Raw genomic sequence first — 589 nt, 5'->3', positions numbered from 1 at the left:
CTGCCGTCTGCCGCCTTGCGATCATGGAGGCGGCAGACAGCAACTTTCTGCATGAGCCGGGGGAAAGCGTGAGCCGAGTTCTATGGCGCGATAGCGATCCAGGCAAGAATAACGGGGATAAAGATCGAGGCTTGAGCTGGCTTGTGTCTGATGCCTGCCGCACTCTTCATGATGTTGGTCCGACGAATTGCCCGGATGCAGAAATATTGTGAATATCCGTTATTGGGCCGAGTATTCGATGGTTAGTCGCAGGCCTTCCCATTCGGGCGGCTGCTGATCCTGGCTGATGCGCAGCCGGCGCTATTCCATGTCGGCAAACACGGCGTCCGGCGAGCCATGTTTCTATCTGGGAGTGCTTGATCCGGGACAACGCAGCCGTTTTTCTGAGACAGAGATTTGATTCTTCTCTGTTATCTCCGCGTTGTCCTCCTGCGAGCGGGAGCGGGCTGGCGCTGATCGAACTGGTAGGGCATCGGGAGCCCTACGCCACCTCGCCACCTTTCGGTCCGCTGCATGCTCGTAGATCGGCATGCCCTCTGTATGCACGCTCGTAATCACTTTCGCTGACTCTGACTGGTGCGCTCAAGCT

The 589-nt window shown here is 57.4% G+C and carries 1 protein-coding gene; it reads left to right on the top strand.

Annotated features, from left to right (window positions below; all coding sequences use genetic code 11):
• Window positions 1–212, top strand: a 212-nt coding sequence (locus MGN01_RS24040; RefSeq protein WP_210246107.1) for a hypothetical protein, incomplete at its 5' end; no start/stop codon positions are given.
• Window positions 213–589 lie beyond the last annotated feature (377 nt).

The sequence above is a fragment of the Methylobacterium gnaphalii genome (genome assembly GCF_007992215.1).
GTDB lineage: Bacteria > Pseudomonadota > Alphaproteobacteria > Rhizobiales > Beijerinckiaceae > Methylobacterium > Methylobacterium gnaphalii.
Note: the sequence above shows the minus strand (reverse complement) of the source record. Positions and strands in the feature narration are given on the sequence as shown.